The sequence below is a fragment of the Pseudomonas sp. LBUM1645 genome, assembly GCF_059716185.1.
In genome coordinates this window covers 4,400,094-4,418,848 of the sequence record NZ_CP166811.1, presented here as the reverse complement: position 1 = coordinate 4,418,848, position 18,755 = coordinate 4,400,094, and the positions used below count along the sequence as shown (strand labels likewise).

Here is an 18,755-nt window from a genome sequence, read left to right as displayed (position 1 = left end):
GCCAACCATGTCTGATTACAAAGCTCCTTTGCGCGATATGCGCTTCGTACTCAACGAAGTCTTCCAGGTGTCCCGGCTTTGGGCCCAATTGCCTGGCCTGGCCGAGGTGATCGATGAAGAAACGGCCGCCGCAATTCTTGAAGAGGCCGGCAAAATCAGTGGCGAAGTTATCGCACCGCTGAACCGCAACAGCGACGAACAGGGCTGCACCTGGAGCAACGGCACGGTCACGGCGCCGGATGGTTTTGTCGCGGCCTACCAGGCATTCGCCGACGGCGGTTGGGTGGGTGTTGGCGGTGATCCGCAGTTCGGTGGCATGGGCATGCCCAAGGCGATTTCGGCTCAGGTCGAGGAGATGGTCAACTCGGCAAGCCTGTCGTTCGGCCTGTACCCGATGCTGACCGCCGGTGCGTGCCTGTCGATCAATGCCCACGCCAGTCAGGAACTCAAGGAGCGCTATCTGCCGAACATGTACGCCGGCACCTGGACCGGTTCCATGTGCCTGACCGAGGCGCATGCCGGCACAGACCTGGGCCTGATTCGCACCCGTGCCGAACCTCAGGCCGACGGCAGTTTCAAGATCAGCGGCAGCAAGATCTTCATTACCGGCGGCGAGCACGACCTGACCAAAAACATTATCCATCTGGTACTGGCCCGGTTACCGGATGCGCCCGCCGGTCCCAAAGGCATTTCGCTGTTTCTGGTGCCCAAGGTACTGGTCAATGGCGATGGCTCGCTGGGTGAGCACAACGCGCTGTCCTGCGGTTCCATCGAGCACAAGATGGGCATCAAGGCCTCAGCCACGTGCGTGATGAACTTTGACGGGGCGACTGGCTGGATCATCGATGCGCCGAACAAGGGCCTGGCGGCGATGTTCACCATGATGAATTACGAACGTCTGGGCGTGGGTATCCAGGGCTTGGCGTTGGGCGAGCGTTCGTACCAGAACGCCGTCGAATACGCCCGTGACCGTCTGCAAAGCCGTTCGCCGACGGGCGCGCAGAACAAGGACAAAGCCGCCGATCCGATCATCGTTCACCCGGATGTACGGCGGATGCTGTTGACCATGAAGGCCTTGAACGAAGGCGGGCGCGCGTTCTCCAGCTACGTGGCCCTGCAACTGGATACCGCCAAGTACAGCGATGACGCGGCAACCCGCACCCGTGCCCAGGAACTGGTGTCGCTGCTGACCCCGGTGGCCAAGGCGTTCCTCACCGACATGGGGCTGGAAACCACGGTGCATGGCCAGCAGGTCTTCGGCGGCCACGGTTACATCCGGGAATGGGGCCAGGAGCAGTTGGTTCGCGATGTGCGCATCACCCAGATCTACGAAGGCACCAACGGCATCCAGTCACTGGACCTGGCCGGGCGCAAAATCGTCGGCAGCGGCGGGGCGCTCTACCGGCTGTTCGCTTCGGAAATCCGCAACTTTACCGCCAATGCCTGCGCTGACCTCGGCGAGTTCACCCAACCGTTGAACGCCGCCGTCGACACCCTCGACGAACTGACCGCATGGCTGCTGGACCGAGCCCAGAACAACCCGAATGAAATCGGCGCGGCGTCGGTCGAGTACCTGCACGTATTCGGCTACACCGCGTACGCCTACATGTGGGCGCGAATGGCCAAAACCGCCATGAGCACGCATTCCAAAGACGATTTCTACGCCAGCAAACTGGCCACCGCGCGCTTCTACTTCGCCCGTCTGCTGCCACGCATCCACTCGTTGAGCGCGTCGGCCAAGGCAGGCAGCGAATGCCTCTATCAATTGGATGCAGAGCAGTTCTGAGCCCACGTAAAAAGAACCGGGAACCCCAACCATGATGGCGACAAAAATAATTCCGCCCGCCGACGGCGCCTATGCCTATCCCTTGCTGATCAAGCAATTGTTGCTGTCCGGCGTGCGCTACGAGCCGGGCCGGGAAATCGTGTATGCCGACAAACTGCGCTACAGCTACCAGACCCTCAACCAGCGGATCCGCCGGCTGGCCAACGCCTTGACCGCTGCCGACGTCAAGGCCGGGGACACCGTGGCCCTGCTCGACTGGGACAGCCATCGCTACCTGGAATGTTTCTTTGCCGTGCCGATGATCGGCGCGGTGCTGCATACCGTGAACATCCGTCTTTCGCCGGATCAGGTGCTCTTCACCATGAACCATGCCGAGGACGACCTGGTGCTGGTGCATGACGATTTTCTGCCTTTGGTTGAACAGATTCAGGGGCAGCTCAAAACCGTCAAAGGTTACCTGCAGCTAACGGACGACACAGCCACTCACACGTCGCTACCGGTGCTGGGGGAATATGAAAACCTGTTGGCCGGGTCGGCCGACCAGTACGACTTTCCCGACTTCGATGAAAACTCCGTCGCGACCCTTTTCTACACCACGGGCACCACTGGCGCCCCTAAAGGCGTGTATTTCACCCATCGCCAATTGGTCTTGCACACCTTGAATGCCGTGGGCACTTTGGGCGTCTATCAGGGGTTACCGCTGCTGCGCTCCGATGATGTCTACATGCCGATCACACCGATGTTTCATGTGCATGCCTGGGGTGTGCCCTATGTCGCCACCCTGATGGGAATCAAGCAGGTGTACCCCGGTCGTTACGAGCCCAACAGCCTGGTCAGGCTGTATCGAGAGGAGAAGGTCACGTTCTCCCACTGTGTGCCGACCATTCTGCAAATGATCCTGAACTGCGAGGAAGCGGCACAGACCCGTTTTGATGGCTGGAAAATGCTCCTGGGCGGCAGCGCGCTGACCTTAGGCATTGCCAGCGAAGCGAACGCCAAAGGTATTCAGGTGCACAGTGGTTATGGCATGTCGGAAACCTGTCCGTTGCTGTGCCTGACTTACCTGCGTGACAAAGACCTCGATCAATCCACGCAAGCCCAACTGGCCACCCGCATCAAGACGGGCACGCCTGTACCGATGGTCGACCTGAAAATCATCGATGCCAGTGGCAATGACGTTGCCCATGACGGCGAGTCCCTGGGCGAGATCGTGGTGCGCGCACCCTGGTTGACCCAAGGCTATTTGAAGGAGCCCGAAAAGGGCGCCGAGTTGTGGCACAACGGCTGGCTGCACACCGGCGACATGGCCTCTATCGACGCGTTGGGTGGAGTGGAAATCAAGGATCGCATCAAGGATGTGATCAAGACAGGCGGGGAGTGGATCAGCTCCCTGGAACTGGAGAGCCTGATCAGCGAGCACTCGGCGGTCATGTCGGTCGCGGTGGTGGGCATCGCCGATGAGCAATGGGGCGAACGGCCGATGGCGCTGGTGGTGTGCGAGCCCGGGCAGTATCTCGACCGCAAGATCCTGGAGACGCACCTTCAAGGATTTGTCGAGCGTGGCCGCATCAACAAATGGGCGATCCCCAAGCAGTTCAAGTTCGTTGCTGAGATCCCTAAAACAAGCGTTGGGAAGATTAACAAGAAGCTTATACGGGAGAGCGAATTGGGCTGAAAAAGGTGGGGTGGGTGCTACGTCAACCCTGGCCATACATCGTGAGGTGTTCTGTTTCAGATCAGTCTGCTTTAAAAAACTGAGGACTTGGGGGGAGCTGCGCGGCTGACTTCCCGACAGCTTCACTGATGACTCCCACAAGGCCAATGATGAGCACTGGGCCATAAAGGTTGAATCGCGCGATGACGCGGTGCTGCTCATTCAGGCCTTTAGCCTTAACTGATCCTCGTCGGCTGGCGTGATTCGTTGAAGTGGGGTATTTGTGTTCGGCCCGGCATGGAGCCGGATCAAGGAGAGCGAAATGGTGTTAGTGGATAGGCCGTACCCAGTTGTTTATGAGCATCGAGGCGTTAAAGCGAAGATTGATTTCGAATGGGATAGCGACAGTGATTCTGTGCCAACAGGACTTAGAATCGCTGTTGAGATCAAAGAAAGGCAGGTTGAAGCAATCCGTGAAAATGCCAAGTACAACAGCTTCAATGAGGCGTTAGCACGCGGTAAAGCATTGGCGAGGCTAGACATCGATTTGACTCTTGGGCCTGATCTTTCGGCTTGAAAACAGTAATCAGCGCAATAGGTTAGGGTGGGGCAGGCGGCTGGCGCAGAGTCGTGAAAAACGTCCATCTGTGCCGCGCCGTCGAGCCAGGCCGCTGCAATTCGGCGTTCGGCCATGGCGGCATAGTGCGGCGTTACTCGCGCGCCCGGCCCGTTACCGTTGTCATCTTCACCAGTCGTGGTGATGTTCAGAGCAGCCTCAAGGGCGAGTTGATTGTGATGCCGGCGTTCAAGGACATCAGGGAGAGAGTATTCGGGGGAGGGTATAGCTTCGACTCCATTCGAGGGAGTAGGGAGCTTAGCAGCGGGAATGGCTGACAACAAAAAGCCCGCGTATTGCGGGCTTTCTGTATGGGGTCAAATCCTTTTGTCCGATCAATCTGCGCTCCATTCCGTGAGCGCTTTGTGAAAAGCATGTCGCAGATACGAAAAAACCCGGCGCTAGGCCGGGTTCTTTATGCACGTGGCCAAATCCCTTTGGCTGACTGCATTGTGCTGGGTCGGTGTGACGAAGGTGTGACAGACAGATACGAAAAGCCCGGCGCTGGGCCGGGCGGATATCATGGCTTGTAGAGCCTATCTCTTTGCTCCGCAATCGTACGAAGCATTCGGGGGCAGCTGTGGAGGCGTGCTGGCGCAACCTGAAAGAAGCAAGCCCATAAAGAGCGAGAAAAGCAGCTTTTTCATAAATTCCATTTCAATTTATAAATCGACGATCGGGTAGCTAGATTTCAGCCGCGCGCGCCATAGAACTGGTTCAGCGCTATCAGCTCAAAAACAGCCACCAACACGCAGAATGCAACAAAGCCGCGCGTGAAGACCCTGCGAGGCTTTTCGTAAGGCTGGAGATTAGCGAGACCACCGAGAAGGTCGGATAAAAATTCGAGTAACCCCATCAGCAATCTGCCTCGCTGTTAATACACCCAGCCTTCAGCTGGGACGTTTGCGTTTCAATGAAGAACCCTGGCAGTCGCTGCTTTGCTTTCCGGTTGCTTCTTCAGCATTGAGTAACCCTTCTGCAGGGCAGTACTTGCCTTCAGTTTCTAGCTTAAGAGTATCGGCCACCAGAACACATATCTGATCCGTTGAGCCTATAACGCCAACCGCGGCTGTCTTTCCGCTCTGGTGCAGCTCATCGCAATCATACGCTGGTGTATTGCCATAGGCCTCGAAGGATCCCGAGACGGGAACAGTGACGGAACACCGGTCGTACCGCTAGCGCCCAGCCCTTCGAAAAGATACATGTTGCTCAGGTTCTTGCATTGCACCAGACGATCAGCCTCGTTCCCGGCCAAGCTCAGCCGTTCGGCGACTCGCAACAGCTCCACCGCTGACCACTTCAGATCGGAGGCGACACCCTGGAGGTCGCGCTTCAAGTCTTGCTCGGGCTTGTTGAGTCTGGAACGCTTCCAGAATAGTTATGGAACACAGGCCGAGCGGCGCTGATTTCTTCAAACCCCAGAAACGACAAAGCCCTGAATAATCAGGGCTTTGTCGGTACAAATATGGCGGAGGCGATGGGATTCGAACTCATGGACCTGTTACAGTCGACGGTTTTCAAGACCGCTATTTAAAGCCGCTGAAACCGTGGCCTGTAGCTGTTTTTCGTTACAGTACTTTTGTTTTTCGGCACCTCTGTAGACCGCATTCTACAAGGGGCGGAGTTTGAGTTTTGTAACGGATTTTCGGGCTATTTTGACGGCTTTGCAATGGCGCCGATGCGGCGGTAAACGCGTTCCGTGATGTCGCCCTTGGTGTGGCCCAGGAGCAGGCTCGCATCGCCGACGTCGAGGATTTCCGACGCAGCTTTTGGCCGGATATCACGGAACTGGAATCCACTTATCTTTGTCGCTAGCAGCTCGTCGCCGATCTCGATCGCGGCCAACTTTGCTTTCTCGCGCGCAATGTCCCAACGCTTTCTCAGCATCGTCGCGGTCATCCGCTTTCCGTGCCTACTTACAATCAGATAGTTCGAGACGTGATGAGCGTTGCGTGCGGATATCTCGGCGATCAGCCGGCCAAGACTGTTTGCCTCACCGTCAGCGGTCATCTGTATACGAAGCTTCTTGTGCGTTTTCTTCTGCTGCACCCCCAAATATTCCCCTTCGACATCATCCTTCCTCATGACCAGAACATCTGCCGGCCGTTGCCCGGTCAGATAAGCCAGGTCCATCGCGTCTTTCAGCTCTTGAGCTGCCTTCTTGTAAACAGCATCCCAAACCACATCATTTGCGTAGTAGTCCCGCGGCGTTTCCTTGTTTTTGCGCACGCCCTGGCACGGATTCTCCTTGGTCGTGAGCCCCCATTCCCGGGCGATATTGAAAACGTGAGAAAGGGTGGCGATCTCCCTGTTCGCCCGCACCTTTGCCGTCCGTGCATCCCGGTACCCGGCAATCGTCGCCGGGGTGATCGAGTCGATGGGTGCGCTGTCGAACATCGGCCGCAGTTGCTTGATCTCCGATAGATTGTCCTTTTGGGTGCGCGGCGCTTTCTTGGAGACGATGTCGCGGATGTACCTGTCAAAGATGCCCTTCATGGTGCGCAGGTCGAGGGGTTTTTCCTTGGCTTCGAGTTCTGCCCATTTGATCCTGGCCAGGTCCAGGTCTTTGCCCAATGGGATCGCCTTGCCGGTCAGGTCCAGGTAGTAGTAGGCAATCCAGTCCTTTCCGCTTTTGCGTGGCCGCGTCCATTGATACATTCGGGGCGGCAAATTGCGTGTTTCGGCCTTGCGGGGTCGCATATCAGTTCACTCGCGAGAAGTCTGGCGTCCATGCCGGAGCTGCCGGCGGTGGGTTAGGGTCAGCGATGGCGGGGGAGATCATGCCCAGCTTCATGCGGGCGTACATCCGACCAACCAGCGGGCGTTTACCGCGGCTTTCGACGAATACCCACTGGCGATCCGTCAGCCAGCGCCGCTGGTAGGCTCTGGCTTTGTAGCCGGTGAGGTCTGCCAGCTCTTCGTCCGAGAGAATTTCAGTTTCCATGATGATGCTCCATGCCGCGCATGGCGGCAGAAGGTGGGGAATGGGTTAGGGTTTCTTGCGGGCTGACGGGGTGGCTGGGAATCCAAAATGCATGCGTCGGCGGCCAGTGTGACCGCACTCACTGCACCCGCTTGGCGCATGAGCGTTGTAGCCGTAGCAGCAACTGGAGCAATCGCAACTGCAGCCCGAGCAAGGCATGGTGCAGACGGATTGCTGTTCGACCTCGCCATCGCGGTTGATCGAGTAGTTGAGGCGTCGATCCAGGCGAAAGCCCGTGATCTGCTCGGCCTCTTCATACGTCGCCTGGTCCCATCGAAAGCCATATTTCGCTTCAGGATCGATGACAAGGCGGGAGACTTTTCTCATCGCCGTGGCCCCGAGTAGATGAGCCAGGCCATGTAGGCGAGGGCGATCATGGCGTTACCTTGATGTCGACATCATCATGAATCCACTCGATGTCGAGCAGGTCGTCGTCATCGATCTGCGCCCCGCGCCCCGCGCAAGTCATCGCTGGCCACCAACTCGGCAACCTCATCGTCATCGATGTCCTCAATCACCTTTCGAAAATTCACGACCGCCTTTCCGGTCAGAACGACTGTTCTTTTCATTGGGCAATACCTGTCCTTTGCCGCTATAGAGGCTGACTTTGAAGGGGGAGGGAGTTACTGCGATCTTTGAGTGATAGCGCGCACAGCTGCGTTGTATTCGAGCGGGTCGCCGTTCGGGTAATTCTCAATGATTGCCCACAGGCGTTCGCGCTCGGCATCAGATGGTTTCGCGGTCAGTTCATCAATCCGCTGATCCGCTGCGTTCAGGCGCAGCTGCAGGGCTTGTTCGCGAGCTTTGATATCCTCGAAGTGCTGCGCCAGCGAGCACGCGAAGTCGCCGGCCAGCCGCTCATTGATGTACTGACGGTAGTCGTGACGCTTGAGCACGGTCTTGCACAGGTGGGCGATGTAGCCGCGTCCGCCATCTGGTGTGTTCAGGTCAAAGCCAGGATCGGCCGGTTTGTTTTCTGTGGGCATGGAGCGTCCTATGCCGGGTCATGCCCGGGCGGTGGGAGGGGTGAATTGGAAAAAGCCCAAGAGGAAGAGACAAAGCTTCAGCGGGAAAATCAACAGCATGGCCACCACAGGCCGGGTACTGATCGTCCCGATAGTTGTGATGGCCAACCCCAATGAAGTGACCATCCACATCTTTGGGCTCCCAACGAAGCTGGAGTTCTACTGCATGAAACGAATAACCGAATGGCTAAACCTGATTGCAGCTTTGATCCGTTTAGCCGATGTGATGTTCCGAACTGGACTGCTTGATCTGTTCAGTGGTGGATCGCAGTGAGGTGCTACGATAATCAGTCAAACTCGAGTAATAAGGATTCAACATGGTTGGGATGGTAAGCGGTGAAACTACGGTTATCACTTACACGTTTTTTCACGTTGGAGCTCGAGCAGCGCTCACAACCGCAGAGGAGCAGGAGGAGGGAAGAAGTTACCACTTGCTAAATGCCATGGTCCTAAGCAGCTTTCTTGTCGAGGCCTATTTCAATCATCTTGGGGAGATTAAAGGGTATCCGGAGTGGAATAACGGCACCGACAAAAAAACTAGTATTTGGAGTAAGTATCGACTACTCAGGCAAAAAGTTGGCTTGTCAGGGATATCCATTAAAGATGCATATCCATTGGTAGAGTCTGCAATTGAATTCAGAAATACGATGGCCCACGGGAGAACAGAGACACACAAATTCTCCATGGAGTCTGAAGACATGATATGGCCGCATCAGCAGCAAATCCCCGTTGGGTGGCAGATGAGCTTGACCAACGCTAATGTCCGATCGTGCTTCGATGCATGCAGAACGATGATCTATGAGCTGCACAGAGAAGCAAATCTCGGAGATCACCCTTTCAGCAAAATGTCGTCGAGCCAAATGCGGTATAGCGCTGGATAAAGACCATATCGTTCAGCGCAATAGGTGGGGGTGAGTCAAGCGGCAAGGCGCTGGTAAAGCTCGATGATGTCTGCGGCATTGGCGCTGACCAAGGCTTCGGCTTCGTCCGGACAGACGCTGTTGCCGATCAGTCGGACCTGGTCCGTCTTGTTGATGTCGCGCCATTCCTCTGCGCCGGTGACCGGGTCAACGAAAAGCCCGCGGTCGATGATGTAGTCCCGGTCGAAACCCTGTGCCGCTTTCAGCTCTGGCGGTTGCAGCATGCGCAGGGTGATGTCCACCAGAACATAGCCACCGACCATCACCATTTCGGCCGGGTCTTTGAAGTGTTCCGGCAGGTATTCATGCATAAAGGCGGCGCAGCGGTGGGCGCCTTCCATCTGCTCGGGCGTTAGCGTGTCAGGCACCTGAACCGTCTCGACAACTGCGACCCGGTCTTTCGTCGGCAGTGTGTGCATTGGCTCGTTGAGCGAAATTCCGTCCTTCTCGTTTCCGTAGTACTTCACCAGGTAGGCGTTCACGAGCCGCTGATTGGCGCCGGATTGGCAGATGGTCGAAATCGGGTCATAGGCCGATCGGCCGTCGCCTTTGTAGTACCCGCCGTTCGCCTGTTCGAAGAATGCGGCCGATACAGCATGGTGCCCGGTGCTGGTAGCGACCACGCCGAGGGGGTTGTCGACATCAGCACCATCCGAACCTTTTCGCAGAGTGACCATGTTCGCCGCGGCCAGCGCGAAGTGCCCACCCTTGACCTGGGCGACTTGCGTGCGCAGCGGCTCGACCGCGCTGAAGTTGCGCTGCGCTGAGCCGTTGGCGCACTCGGTGAGGAATGGCGCCGCCACTGGCTGGATCAGCACGTGATGTGTGCCTCCGGCGCTGATGGTCGACAGCGCTTCGTCCACTCCGTGGGTGCTGGTGTGCGATTCCGAGGTGCCGCGCATCGGGACAATGAACGGTTTCGCGCTTGTCAGCACATGACGCCAACAGCCCTTGGCCACGCGGCGCATTGTGTTAACTGCCATCGGCCTTTCACGGAAGATCGTGCGGCCGAGATTGCTCCAGTCGATGCACTCGGCAGCCGTGCGCCAAGGCTGCTGTTTTGCCGTCGGCTTTTTGTGGCGCTTGGGTTCCGGCCAAACGATCGCCTTGCCGTCACTGCGTGCTACCAGGTACAGGCGTTTGCGAATGGTCGGAGTTCCGGCGTTGGCTGCGATGCGCTCGCGCCACTCGACGTTGTAACCGAGGCCGCGCACCAGACTTTCGATCGGCACGAAGTCCCCGATGGATTGAAGGATCTCCGGCATGTCCGGATGGTCGGCGGCCAACCCGGTGCTGAGCGCGGCGATGAATGATTTGAAAGTGCGGCCGCGCTCGGCCTTGATCGGCTGACCTTCGTCGTCGATTGGCCCCCAGTCGCAGAATTCTTCGACGTTCTCGAGAAACATCAGTCGCGGGCGCGTAGCGTGAGCCCAACGGACAACCACCCATGCCAAGCCGCGTACACCGCGATCGCGCGGTGCGCCACCCTTCGCCTTGCTGTGGTGACGACAGTCGGGCGAAGCCCAGAGTATTCCGACCGGTTGGCCGCCTGTAGCAAGGACCGGATCGACCTCGAACACGTCGGCGACGTAATGCGCTGTTTCTGGGTGGTTGGCGCGATGCACGGCCAAGGCGATCGGGTTGTGGTTTACCGCGACATCCGGCTCACGGTAAGCCTTGGCAATTCCTGTACTTGCACCACCTCCGCCGGCGAACAGATCCACCACCAGTTCTTTCTGAAAAGGCAGTCCCATGCTCGGCTGGCCATGGATGAACTGGGATTTTTTCTGTTGTGCGGACATAGGGGATCCTCGCCGGCTGGCGTGATTCGTTGAAGTGGGGTATTTATTTATGTCGAACTCAGCCTGGCGGGAGGCCGACATGAGACTGCAAAGCGATATCGATGCACTCGCGGCAATCGAGGAAGACGCTCAAATGATGCTCAAGCGAGTAGGGATCCCCGACGACAAGCAGAAGCTGGAAGTCGTCATTTGCTTGCGGCAGATCATCGAGCTTGCGACCTACAGGAACGCGATAGACCGATTTACAGAACCTTCAGCGCAATAGGTGGGGTGGGTCAGGCGGAAGGCGCGGAATCGTGAAACACGTCCATCTGCGTCGCGCCATTGAGCCAGGCCTCCGCGATCCAGCGTTGAGCCATGGCCACATAGGCTCGATTGAGTTCGTACAGGATCGACTTTCGGCTTTCCTGTATCGCGACCACCGCCGGCGGCTCCCCGGCCAAGAAGCAAGGCTGGATCAAGCCTGGCGGAAAAAGGTAATAGGCGATTCTCTGCCAGGTGTTTATTCCTTTGGGCGGGACGGCGGCTAGAGAGTCTCGCTGATCCGCTCATATTCGGATTCTAGCCATGCCGCATGGTCCCGAGCCTCCTTGATGGTCGAGAATGAATCCACGTTCTTTCCGCACTCGGTATCAACTGCGAACTTCGCGGTGCCGTTGATAGAGCGATCGACGACTTGGTATTTCATGATGGATTCCTCGGGCTAGGAGCCGGGTTGTTGGAAAGCGCAAAGGTCGTTCGAGTCAGCGAGCTCAGAAAGAGGCTCTTCGACGTGGGCGACGCCGGACAGAACGACATGATGCTGAGGGCGATGGTTTTCCGCCTGAGTGACCAAGAACACGTACCCGTCGTGGATGACGTGCAATTCAGCGTTAGAAATCCGTCTGGCCAGTAGGTACGTGTTGACCCGCGGGATCAGTGAAACGTTCAAACGGGTTGATTTATTCCCTCCGCGCGGCAGAAATCCTGCCAGGACGTTCAGCGCAAGTGGGTGAGGGTGGGTCAGGCGGCCTGTTCGGTTTTCGCGGGCTTCCAGTCGGCGAACCCAACCTTTGGCGCTTTCGTCTTGGGATTGATGATCGGCTTGCCTTGGGCGTCGTTCAGAACGCTCTTCGATCTGATTAGCATGTCGCGACACTGAATCGTCTTGCGGGCCAGATCTATGAACTGCTCAGCGTACTGAGGCGCATCAAACAGCGGAGAGAGCTGACGAACCGTACCCCCCCCATTATTTGCTCGGTCTTCTTCTCGACCAGATCCAGCCATTCAGTCAGCGGTATCGGCTCGACACCGCTAGGCGCCTTAACATTTTTGCGGGTTCCTTTGGTGCGCTTCTTGGCTTCAGCCAGGGCGACAGCGCGGGTCATGCCAAACACAGCGAATGTGCTCATGGGATATATCCAGTCAGGCGCCGCCCTCCGTGACCGGATGCGACAGTGGGGTGGTTGTGGAACCGGCGATCTCTCGAAGAGGTCTAATCAGAAGTGCTTCCGTATTTGCTCGAGGTCTAATCAGAAGTGCTTCCGTATTTGGAAGTGATCTTGGAGAAACGCCATTGAATATCTTCGAAGCTTTGCGTGAGAGCCATGAACGGCAGCGCACCTACGCTGATGCACTTATCCAGACCAGTGGAGAAAGCCCGGAGCGCGTCGAGGCGTACAAACAGCTCAAATCTGAGCTCCAAGCTCACGAAACTGCGGAAGAGCGCTTTTTCTACATGCCGCTAATGGAGTACGACGACGGCGTTGACTTGAGTCGTCACGCCATTTCAGAACACCACGAAATGGATGAGTTGATGGAGCAGCTGGACGAGATAGAGATGTCCACCCCCGGCTGGCTGGTTACCGCCAAAAAGCTCTCTGAAAAAGTGCATCACCACTTGAAAGAGGAGGAGCAAAAGTTCTTCCAGATGGCTGGTAAGATTCTGGACGATAAGCAGAAAGAGTCGCTGGCTGTTGGGTACACCAAGGAATACAAGGAGCAGCTTTCCGCCACTTAACTCTGGAGCGCATTCATCATGTGCTTCGGTAGGTCGCCTGGGTCTTTACTTAGCTCGCGCAGGCTTTCCCGCTCAAATGCCCGCGACACGTTTTCGCTAAATACGATTTCGTGTCGCGGGATTGCCATCACCTTGGCCGACCCATTCGGGCCCAGGGCATGCGCGTTTAGAATCAGGTTCTGCACCGCCTCGTTGATTTCCTCGATGCCGTTCCAGGCCATCAACTCGTCAAGCTTCTGCCGAGTGCCCAACCGGCAGCGATGCCGTAATTCCTTCTCGTCGTACTCGATCCGCTTCTCGGCGGCCTTCGCCGATCGTTCTTGTCCACTCTTGGCCATGGTCAACCTCTTCTATGCCACTGGCCGGCATCGCCAGCCAGGTTTGTCGTTTTCGTTGCTGAACGCGGAACCGTCTCACGCTGCTACCTTGACCTGATTCCAGGCCCCGACCGCTTCAAAAATTCGCGCTGCGTGAGCTTCGTCGAGCGACAAGGATTCCGGAACCGCGATCCAGCCAGAAGCCACCATCTGGCTTTGGTTGGCTGAGTCGCGCAAATCCTTGTAGCAGCGCTCGATCACGTCTTCCAGGTGGTCGGAGAGATAGACTCCGTCTGGAGCCACCTCAATCGACTTGCTGTAGCGGTCGCCGCGAGCATCAATACAGAGAGCGCTGAGGTAGATCGTCCAGCGATGGGCAATGCCACACACTGCCTGGCCAATCTTCCCGGGAGCAATGTTCTTCAGCGACTTGTAATTGATCATGCCCTGGCGACCACTGGGGTCGATGTTCACCACTGCGACGTGATTGGTGGCCAGCAGCGAACGACACGAGCGGTCGATGCGAGCCTTGAGGTTATGAGGCTTTCGTTTGCTCATAGTGAGTCCGCCATTAGCCGGAGAGCTTTCCGATCAGCGGCTGTCAACGCCTTGGGCTTTCTCTTGAGGATCGTTCCGGGGTCGATTTTCTGTGAGCGGGGAGGTGGCAGTGGGTTACGTGGTGGGTTTTTCAATTGGGCGATTTGCCCGCCGGCGGCCAGGAACTCGGCGATCCGGTTGGAGATTGATTCAGCGTTCTGCCGCTGCTGCTCGACTAAGTTGAGGTGGTTGCTGATCATGATCAGGCTCCTAAACGATGGGCTTGCGCCCTGGCTTTGTCCGCGACCTCATCAACCATGCGATTCAGTTCCAGGTTGAACTGGACCAGCTCTTTGTGCAGGTTGGCGATGTAGTCTTCGTCGCGGTGAATCGTCTCGATGTAGAGCTGACACTCTTCATCTTGGCGAGAATCGAACGACAGAAAGTCCCACCATTTCCGTCCCGTAACGAACATGCAGCCCTGGACCTGCGGCATGTGTTCCTCGGGCATGCCTTCGAGCCAAGTCTTGACGTGTATCGCCTCGTTGAAAGGGCACTTCGACTCGGTGCCGCCGTCATCGTTGATCAGGCCGTCTGGCGAGCAGCCGAGCCAGTCGTACTTCGGGTGGACGATGAACTCTGACGGTATGACGATGTTGCCGGTTAGCATCTCGTAGGCGTCCTGAGCCTTCTGTTCTTCGGTGTGACCCCACTTCATGGAAGCACTGCTGACGTTGTGCTTGGACTTCTTTGCCAGACGCTCAAAGCACAGTTCACGCATGTATGAGGTGCGCGCCCCCATAGGCTCGCGCTTCCCATTTTTGTCAGGCTTCCCCCAGGCAATCACATCTTTAAACCGGCTGGCTGTCACTCGGCCAGATCGGTCTGCATGCCACTTTTCAGTGCCCTGAAGTTCCGTTCTCACTACGCCGCTTCCTCGGCCTGAGACAGGCCGTCGTGGGTGCCAGTCATATCGGTAAAGTCGCCATCAACGGTTGCCGCCATGTTCTTGAGCGCTTCGTGGCATTCCAGGCCGATCGCTGCGCGCTGCTTAGGCTTGAGACCTGCCCAGGCTGTCGCATAGGCTTCGATGTCCTGCTGCTTCGCGACGACCAAAAGGTCTGCGAATACTCCGTCGATTTCCGGCGACGGGGATTTCGGGCCGAACGACACACCAGCAGCGGCAGCAGTGTTTGAAGCCTGCTTCGCAGGGGTGATATCGATTTCGCCTCCGTACGAGTCTTCGAATTCATCTGGTGTATAGACGCCGAGGATGACGTCAGGGCAGAAGAGTCGCGCCCATTTTTTGGTCACCAGGTAGGCAATCTGCTGCTTGGGATCTTCCGCCCAAAGCGTAGAGTTCCGCGTGCGGACCTGGGTGAGCAGAAGCTCCAGAACGCGTGGCTCGTCTTCGCCTTTGAAGGTTGCCCAGACCCTGATCCCGAGACCTCTCTCGTCGTCAAAGCTCCAGGCCGGAACGCGGTACTTCTTGAACTCGCCAGTGTCCTCGTCCTTCTTGGTCTTGCTGGTGACTTCGCGCATCTTGCCGATGACGTTTTCCCAGGCGCCGAACCACTCGAAGTTCAAGCGACCCTTGACTGGTGCCTTGGCGGTGATTACTGCGTTGACGAGCTGCGCCTCGTAGCTCAACGCACCGCCGTTGACGATGAATGTCTTCTGCGCAACAGCGAATGGGTTCATCTGCCACTGCATCGCTTGCAGCACTACCGCCATGCAGTCAGCCTGATTGCCCTTCAAATGCTTGGGGACTGTTGTCACGCCTTTCGACATCATCAGTGCGAGGTCGCTCATTGACTTCATGGTGCCCGGGTCGAGAATGAGCGCAGCTGCGTTGTGCGATGGATCGTGGTACGTGGCAAGGCCAGTTGGGGCTTGGGTGTCTGAGTCAGTCATTGCGCTCTCCGTGGCCGACAAGGAGTGGGTCGGCCGTTAGATGGAAAGGGTGGTTAGAAGCGGATGGCTTGAAGCCAGGCGCGAGCAGTGTCGAGGTCCACGTCGAAGCCCAGGGCTACAACCTCGACAATGTCGTCAACCGATGGGGCGGCCGTAGTTACGTCGTAGGATTCAGCAGCCGCATGTGTGCTGATAGGCGTGACTTCGGCCTTCTCTGCGACCACTTGGGTAGCCACTGGGGTGACTGGAACCGGTGCGGCAGCCTGGGCGCGCAAACGAGCCAGCTCTTCCTGGTCACGTTGATACTGTGCGTCGCGTTCGCGCTGCTGGCGCTGTTGCTCTTCCTGCTGCTCACGCTGTTGGCGTTGCTGTGCTTCCATATCGCGGCGCTGCTGGTCCAGATCATCCTGCTGCTTCTTCAAACGCTGGCGGTCTTCCTCGGCGCGTTGCTTGCGCAACTCCTCGGCTTCAGCGTCGGCAATGCGTTGCTTCTCGCGCAGCTCATCAAGTTCTTTCTGCTGGGCCAGCAGCTTGGCGGCAGCCTCTTCTCGTTCAACCGCAGACTTGTGCAGCGTTTCAAGCTGATCAATAGCGTTGTCGCGAGCGATAGTGCCTTCAGCTTCGAACTCGGCATATTCTTCGGGCAGGATCACCGATTCCTTGACGCCTTGCAGAATGGCCGCCACATCGGCAGCGCTACGGCTTGCATATGCAGCAGCGACAGAGCTGAAGCGGGTAATCTTTGCCCGGATGGCTTCGACACGTTCAGCCTCGACACGCTCGCGCTCAGCCTTGGCGTCAGCTACGCGTTTTTCCTCGGCCTTAATTGCTTCGTCGACAGGCGTTTCAATTGCCAAGACTCGATCCTTCAGCGCCTCGCCGAATTCCTTAACCTGGTTCACGCGCGCCTGGGCATCCTTGACCTTCTGCTGATAGGGAACGAGCGCCGTCTTGGTGGTGTTCGCCAGGGCATAGCGCACGTCTCGGATATCGACGCGAACTTCCTTCGCATTCGCCAAGCCTTCGCTGGTCGAGCAGTCAACGACCAGCTTCGCGTAAGTGGTCTCCAGACGAACGATCTGTTCTTCGTGCGGCCGGTATTCGGCGATGTCGGTGACGGCAACCGCAGGGACTACAGGTTTTAGTACGTTGTCGGTTTCGTTCATTTCTTGCGCGAGTGCTTGTTTAGTATTTGCGGACATGACAGTTCCTTGCGGCGCGGTGCGCAGCTTTGAAAGGTGTGAGAGTTATTGAGTGACGCGATCAGCGAGGGCGCTGAGCAGCATCAGGAAAGCGAAGAGGGCGAGGACAGGCAGAGAGCCGCGCCAGATCAGCAGGCGTCGTGCCCGCTGGCGACTGGTCACCGGAGCACCCGGTAAGTCATCTCCTGCGGCACTTGGCAGGCGCTGGATGCGTCTCGAGAGACGTTGTAGGCCATCAGCACAAGTACCAGGCCGGCGGTGAGAATCCAGTAGAAGGTCTTCACAACCGAACCCTCACCGCAATCCGGCGACCCTTCATGGTCGGCGCCAAGCGCTGCGGCAGGTTGACGACCAGCTCTTCGCGCTTGCGGCCGATCACCTCGTTGAAGGGCAGGCCGAAGCCGAGCAGGGCGATCTTGCGCTCGATGTCGTCAAGCTGTTCGTCGATCAGGGTTTTCACTGGTGCGGTGGTCATGACGTTCTCCCTTGCCGCATATCAAAAGTGCAGCGCAAACGCTCGGTGTATTTGGCGTCTTCGTCGGCGCTGATGATGCTCAGCGTGCGGAAGATGAGGATTGCGGTGTTGGCTGATGCCTTTACCGCTACGGCGCTGCACTGCGGGTCGATCATGCTTTGGATGTAGCCATCAAGCATGCCGGTAGCAAGATCGTGCTGGCTGCTCATGCTGACGTCTCCTTCAAGCCCCAAAACTCACCGATGGCATCGACCGCTGCGGCTACACGTTTCGCACTCGCCTTGCGCTCTGCAAGCAAGCGAACATCGCGGTCTGCCAGTGCTTGGTTGCGCTTGAGTGCTTCAGCTTCGTAATCGTGGAACTCTTCAGGCTGCGATTTCTTCTCGCGCCCCCAAGCGTCGTAGCGCCGATCCCACTCCCGGGCCTGCGCTCCGTCTGCATAGCTGGTTGCCATGGTCGCCTCCAGAGTGGCGGGTGTTGATCCAACAAAACTCGGCTGCACTCATCCGTTCCGCTGGTTGCCGTTGGGCGCGGAGGGGAGTGCATGCGGGTAGAGGCGGGGAAGGGTGTTAGATGTAATGAACCACTGACGCCCAAGGGCTTCTAAATTAATTCATCCATATTTGGTGAGCGACTGTGTCTAAGATCATTACCGAGAAGGTCAGTACGCATGAGCGTCTCCCAACTGATGCATTACTATTCGGAACTCCGAAAGACCGTCTCGATTTCTATCGTCGAGAAATTCAGTACGAAACCACTCTGCTATCGAATCGAACAAATGCGAATCTGACGGCGCAATCGTTTTTGGTGATTGCGTTCGCATCCTCAATGGCCAACGTCAACCCGGAATGGAGCAAGATCTTCACCTTGGTTGTGCCTTTGTTGATGGCCTTACTCGGGATTGTGAGTTCGCTGAATGCGTGGCCAGGGATTCGAGCTGCTTACGCAATAATTGATCACTGGCATTTCAAGCAAAGCCATCTTTTGCGCAGCGAGCCCGCAATGGGGCTTAACTATGATGATTCGCCCCTGTTCTGCGAAGCAGAGTCCAGTCACAAGGGGTATTGCAAATCCCTTCAGTTCTCTATGAGAACCCCATGGCTTTTTGTGATTTTCTGGGTAGTTCTCGCAAGCTTTGGTATCTATATCCAGTTCTCGAATCCCGGTTTTTAAGTTGGGCTCGCCGCCTGGTTGATTACCCATTCGCGAGACTGGCGTGGCACCTGCTAATGCGCTCTTTTTGGTTTGATAGGGAAGGATGCAGGCGCCCGGAGCTGCCCGGGATGCGTCGAGTCTGGCCAGCTATGCCCTCGGACTCGCCTGCGGTACATCGTCGTCGTTTCGGTTGGGCCTACCTATTGGCCGATGCGCGGTGACATCATCAGCCCTACTGTCCGCTGCCTGTATGGGTGTTGAGCGCAGCCTTCAGGCTTGCTGCGCCTCGCGGGTGAATCGTTCAGCTACTTCATGGCGCATCCTCCGTGACGTGGGCAACTCCCGAGCATTCCTCGGTAGTTGGTTGTGA

At 57.2% G+C, this 18,755-nt stretch carries 25 protein-coding genes; 7 read left to right on the top strand and 18 right to left on the bottom strand.

The genetic code is table 11. The features are described from left to right. The first annotated feature begins 7 nt into the window (after positions 1-7). The 3 genes from ACA079_RS19800 (at position 8) to ACA079_RS19790 (ending at position 4,017) form a co-directional block, all read left to right on the top strand. The gene (locus tag ACA079_RS19800; RefSeq protein WP_497700608.1) at positions 8-1,786 is read left to right on the top strand and encodes an acyl-CoA dehydrogenase C-terminal domain-containing protein; all 1,779 of its coding nucleotides are present in this window, start codon (positions 8-10) and stop codon (positions 1,784-1,786) included. 31 nt (positions 1,787-1,817) lie between these two features. Then, positions 1,818-3,461 (top strand): fatty acid--CoA ligase, encoded by a 1,644-nt coding sequence (locus ACA079_RS19795; protein WP_497700607.1) that lies wholly within the window; start codon positions 1,818-1,820, stop codon positions 3,459-3,461. Positions 3,462-3,762: 301 nt separating this feature from the next. Next, positions 3,763-4,017 carry a hypothetical protein gene (locus tag ACA079_RS19790; RefSeq protein WP_056744446.1) on the top strand — a complete coding sequence of 85 codons (255 nt, stop codon included), beginning with the start codon at positions 3,763-3,765 and terminating at the stop codon, positions 4,015-4,017. Between the two features lie 730 nt (positions 4,018-4,747). Here the strand turns inward: ACA079_RS19790 and ACA079_RS19785 are convergent. From ACA079_RS19785 to ACA079_RS19765, 5 genes are all read right to left on the bottom strand, one after another. Continuing rightward, entirely contained in the window at positions 4,748-4,912 is a 165-nt protein-coding gene (locus tag ACA079_RS19785; RefSeq protein WP_447792198.1) for a hypothetical protein, read from the bottom strand. Positions 4,913-5,706: 794 nt separating this feature from the next. Beyond that, positions 5,707-6,756, bottom strand: a complete 1,050-nt coding sequence (locus ACA079_RS19780) for a tyrosine-type recombinase/integrase (protein WP_497700606.1) — start codon at positions 6,754-6,756, stop codon at positions 5,707-5,709. 1 nt (position 6,757) lies between these two features. Next, complete coding sequence (locus tag ACA079_RS19775; protein WP_497700605.1) at positions 6,758-7,000, bottom strand: DUF4224 domain-containing protein; 243 nt, start codon at positions 6,998-7,000, stop codon at positions 6,758-6,760. A 412-nt stretch (positions 7,001-7,412) separates the two neighbouring features. Then, on the bottom strand, positions 7,413-7,541 hold the full coding sequence (locus tag ACA079_RS19770) for a hypothetical protein (protein WP_497700604.1): 129 nt from the start codon (positions 7,539-7,541) through the stop codon (positions 7,413-7,415). A 121-nt stretch (positions 7,542-7,662) separates the two neighbouring features. Continuing rightward, on the bottom strand, positions 7,663-8,025 hold the full coding sequence (locus ACA079_RS19765; protein ID WP_497700603.1) for a hypothetical protein: 363 nt from the start codon (positions 8,023-8,025) through the stop codon (positions 7,663-7,665). Positions 8,026-8,035: 10 nt separating this feature from the next. Between ACA079_RS19765 and ACA079_RS19760 the strand changes: the two genes are divergently transcribed. Next, complete coding sequence (locus ACA079_RS19760; protein ID WP_497700602.1) at positions 8,036-8,338, top strand: hypothetical protein; 303 nt, start codon at positions 8,036-8,038, stop codon at positions 8,336-8,338. Positions 8,339-8,980: 642 nt separating this feature from the next. Here the strand turns inward: ACA079_RS19760 and ACA079_RS19755 are convergent. Further along, entirely contained in the window at positions 8,981-10,786 is a 1,806-nt protein-coding gene (locus tag ACA079_RS19755) for a DNA cytosine methyltransferase (protein ID WP_497700601.1), read from the bottom strand. Positions 10,787-10,865: 79 nt separating this feature from the next. Between ACA079_RS19755 and ACA079_RS19750 the strand changes: the two genes are divergently transcribed. Continuing rightward, the gene (locus tag ACA079_RS19750; protein ID WP_497700600.1) at positions 10,866-11,051 is read left to right on the top strand and encodes a hypothetical protein; all 186 of its coding nucleotides are present in this window, start codon (positions 10,866-10,868) and stop codon (positions 11,049-11,051) included. 10 nt (positions 11,052-11,061) lie between these two features. Here the strand turns inward: ACA079_RS19750 and ACA079_RS19745 are convergent, their stop codons facing one another. The 3 genes from ACA079_RS19745 to ACA079_RS19735 all read right to left on the bottom strand — a co-directional run bounded on the left by ACA079_RS19745 (position 11,062) and on the right by ACA079_RS19735 (position 12,177). Then, positions 11,062-11,208, bottom strand: coding sequence for a hypothetical protein (locus tag ACA079_RS19745; RefSeq protein ID WP_497700599.1), 147 nt, complete (start codon positions 11,206-11,208; stop codon positions 11,062-11,064). A gap of 104 nt (positions 11,209-11,312) precedes the next feature. Beyond that, a complete protein-coding gene (locus ACA079_RS19740; protein ID WP_497630831.1) occupies positions 11,313-11,474 on the bottom strand; it encodes a hypothetical protein in 162 nt (53 codons plus the stop codon). Positions 11,475-11,946: 472 nt separating this feature from the next. Further along, positions 11,947-12,177 (bottom strand): hypothetical protein, encoded by a 231-nt coding sequence (locus ACA079_RS19735; protein ID WP_497700598.1) that lies wholly within the window; start codon positions 12,175-12,177, stop codon positions 11,947-11,949. Positions 12,178-12,341: 164 nt separating this feature from the next. Here ACA079_RS19735 and ACA079_RS19730 point away from each other — a divergent pair, with 164 nt between their 5' ends. Further along, complete coding sequence (locus tag ACA079_RS19730; RefSeq protein WP_497341030.1) at positions 12,342-12,785, top strand: hemerythrin domain-containing protein; 444 nt, start codon at positions 12,342-12,344, stop codon at positions 12,783-12,785. On the opposite strand, the gene ACA079_RS19725 is transcribed toward ACA079_RS19730, so the two are convergent. From ACA079_RS19725 to ACA079_RS19685, 9 genes are all read right to left on the bottom strand, one after another. After that, entirely contained in the window at positions 12,782-13,123 is a 342-nt protein-coding gene (locus tag ACA079_RS19725; protein ID WP_497700597.1) for a hypothetical protein, read from the bottom strand. The two genes, ACA079_RS19730 and ACA079_RS19725, sit on opposite strands and share 4 nt — an antisense overlap. Before the next feature lie 75 nt (positions 13,124-13,198). After that, positions 13,199-13,660: a hypothetical protein gene (locus tag ACA079_RS19720; protein WP_497700596.1), complete on the bottom strand. Its 462-nt coding sequence runs from the start codon at positions 13,658-13,660 to the stop codon at positions 13,199-13,201. Beyond that, positions 13,657-13,899, bottom strand: coding sequence for a hypothetical protein (locus tag ACA079_RS19715; RefSeq protein WP_497312412.1), 243 nt, complete (start codon positions 13,897-13,899; stop codon positions 13,657-13,659). The genes ACA079_RS19720 and ACA079_RS19715 overlap by 4 nt, the downstream gene beginning before the upstream one ends. A 2-nt stretch (positions 13,900-13,901) precedes the next feature. After that, positions 13,902-14,564 (bottom strand): lambda exonuclease family protein, encoded by a 663-nt coding sequence (locus ACA079_RS19710; protein ID WP_497700595.1) that lies wholly within the window; start codon positions 14,562-14,564, stop codon positions 13,902-13,904. Next, complete coding sequence (locus ACA079_RS19705; protein ID WP_497700594.1) at positions 14,564-15,553, bottom strand: RecT family recombinase; 990 nt, start codon at positions 15,551-15,553, stop codon at positions 14,564-14,566. Before ACA079_RS19705 ends, ACA079_RS19710 begins: the two co-directional genes overlap by 1 nt. Before the next feature lie 53 nt (positions 15,554-15,606). Then, the gene (locus ACA079_RS19700) at positions 15,607-16,755 is read right to left on the bottom strand and encodes a coiled-coil domain-containing protein (protein WP_497700593.1); all 1,149 of its coding nucleotides are present in this window, start codon (positions 16,753-16,755) and stop codon (positions 15,607-15,609) included. 280 nt (positions 16,756-17,035) lie between these two features. Beyond that, positions 17,036-17,230 carry a hypothetical protein gene (locus ACA079_RS19695; protein ID WP_046047687.1) on the bottom strand — a complete coding sequence of 65 codons (195 nt, stop codon included), beginning with the start codon at positions 17,228-17,230 and terminating at the stop codon, positions 17,036-17,038. Further along, positions 17,227-17,439, bottom strand: coding sequence for a hypothetical protein (locus ACA079_RS19690; protein ID WP_497700592.1), 213 nt, complete (start codon positions 17,437-17,439; stop codon positions 17,227-17,229). Before ACA079_RS19690 ends, ACA079_RS19695 begins: the two co-directional genes overlap by 4 nt. Further along, positions 17,436-17,684: a hypothetical protein gene (locus ACA079_RS19685; RefSeq protein ID WP_497700591.1), complete on the bottom strand. Its 249-nt coding sequence runs from the start codon at positions 17,682-17,684 to the stop codon at positions 17,436-17,438. The genes ACA079_RS19690 and ACA079_RS19685 overlap by 4 nt, the downstream gene beginning before the upstream one ends. Before the next feature lie 182 nt (positions 17,685-17,866). Between ACA079_RS19685 and ACA079_RS19680 the strand changes: the two genes are divergently transcribed. After that, on the top strand, positions 17,867-18,403 hold the full coding sequence (locus ACA079_RS19680; protein WP_497700590.1) for a hypothetical protein: 537 nt from the start codon (positions 17,867-17,869) through the stop codon (positions 18,401-18,403). Positions 18,404-18,755 lie beyond the last annotated feature (352 nt).

Bases quoted from the DNA above. Each gene is read 5' to 3' on its own strand.
- ACA079_RS19770 (WP_497700604.1), bottom strand. From the start codon at position 7,541: ATGACGATGAGGTTGCCGAGTTGGTGGCCAGCGATGACTTGCGCGGGG.
- ACA079_RS19720 (WP_497700596.1), bottom strand. From the start codon at position 13,660: ATGAGCAAACGAAAGCCTCATAACCTCAAGGCTCGCATCGACCGCTCG.
- ACA079_RS19725 (WP_497700597.1), bottom strand. From the start codon at position 13,123: ATGGCCAAGAGTGGACAAGAACGATCGGCGAAGGCCGCCGAGAAGCGG.
- ACA079_RS19795 (WP_497700607.1), top strand. From the start codon at position 1,818: ATGATGGCGACAAAAATAATTCCGCCCGCCGACGGCGCCTATGCCTAT.
- ACA079_RS19780 (WP_497700606.1), bottom strand. From the start codon at position 6,756: ATGCGACCCCGCAAGGCCGAAACACGCAATTTGCCGCCCCGAATGTAT.
- ACA079_RS19685 (WP_497700591.1), bottom strand. From the start codon at position 17,684: ATGGCAACCAGCTATGCAGACGGAGCGCAGGCCCGGGAGTGGGATCGG.
- ACA079_RS19790 (WP_056744446.1), top strand. From the start codon at position 3,763: ATGGTGTTAGTGGATAGGCCGTACCCAGTTGTTTATGAGCATCGAGGC.
- ACA079_RS19695 (WP_046047687.1), bottom strand. From the start codon at position 17,230: ATGACCACCGCACCAGTGAAAACCCTGATCGACGAACAGCTTGACGAC.
- ACA079_RS19700 (WP_497700593.1), bottom strand. From the start codon at position 16,755: ATGTCCGCAAATACTAAACAAGCACTCGCGCAAGAAATGAACGAAACC.
- ACA079_RS19800 (WP_497700608.1), top strand. From the start codon at position 8: ATGTCTGATTACAAAGCTCCTTTGCGCGATATGCGCTTCGTACTCAAC.
- ACA079_RS19785 (WP_447792198.1), bottom strand. From the start codon at position 4,912: ATGGGGTTACTCGAATTTTTATCCGACCTTCTCGGTGGTCTCGCTAAT.
- ACA079_RS19765 (WP_497700603.1), bottom strand. From the start codon at position 8,025: ATGCCCACAGAAAACAAACCGGCCGATCCTGGCTTTGACCTGAACACA.
- ACA079_RS19750 (WP_497700600.1), top strand. From the start codon at position 10,866: ATGAGACTGCAAAGCGATATCGATGCACTCGCGGCAATCGAGGAAGAC.
- ACA079_RS19705 (WP_497700594.1), bottom strand. From the start codon at position 15,553: ATGACTGACTCAGACACCCAAGCCCCAACTGGCCTTGCCACGTACCAC.
- ACA079_RS19740 (WP_497630831.1), bottom strand. From the start codon at position 11,474: ATGAAATACCAAGTCGTCGATCGCTCTATCAACGGCACCGCGAAGTTC.
- ACA079_RS19690 (WP_497700592.1), bottom strand. From the start codon at position 17,439: ATGAGCAGCCAGCACGATCTTGCTACCGGCATGCTTGATGGCTACATC.
- ACA079_RS19775 (WP_497700605.1), bottom strand. From the start codon at position 7,000: ATGGAAACTGAAATTCTCTCGGACGAAGAGCTGGCAGACCTCACCGGC.
- ACA079_RS19715 (WP_497312412.1), bottom strand. From the start codon at position 13,899: ATGATCAGCAACCACCTCAACTTAGTCGAGCAGCAGCGGCAGAACGCT.
- ACA079_RS19735 (WP_497700598.1), bottom strand. From the start codon at position 12,177: ATGAGCACATTCGCTGTGTTTGGCATGACCCGCGCTGTCGCCCTGGCT.
- ACA079_RS19760 (WP_497700602.1), top strand. From the start codon at position 8,036: ATGCCGGGTCATGCCCGGGCGGTGGGAGGGGTGAATTGGAAAAAGCCC.
- ACA079_RS19755 (WP_497700601.1), bottom strand. From the start codon at position 10,786: ATGTCCGCACAACAGAAAAAATCCCAGTTCATCCATGGCCAGCCGAGC.